Origin of the sequence: Streptomyces shenzhenensis, assembly GCF_021462265.1 — a bacterium.
GTDB classification, from domain to species: Bacteria; Actinomycetota; Actinomycetes; order Streptomycetales; family Streptomycetaceae; genus Streptomyces; species Streptomyces shenzhenensis.
On record NZ_JAJONF010000246.1, the window covers coordinates 1 to 223 of the forward strand.

1 protein-coding gene is annotated in these 223 nt (G+C 65.0%); it reads left to right on the forward strand.

Going from position 1 to position 223, the window contains the following annotated elements:
• The coding region (locus LQ326_RS47660; RefSeq protein WP_234545447.1) for a condensation domain-containing protein at window positions 1-223 on the forward strand (223 nt) is incomplete at both ends.

The following is a 223-nucleotide window of genomic DNA, read 5'->3' on the forward strand; positions in this document are numbered from 1 at the left end:
TGCGGCCTACAACCTGCCCTTCGCGTTGCGGCTGTCCGGCCGTTTGGATGTGGCGGCGCTTGAGGCCGCGTTGGGCGACGTCGCTGACCGGCACGAGAGTCTGCGCACAGTCTTTCCGGATGTTGAGGGTGTTCCTTACCAGCGGGTGTTGGAGGACGCGGGCAGCCGTCCCAAGTTGGTTGTGGTCGAGGCCGGTGAGCGTTGGCGAGAGGCTTTGCGACTT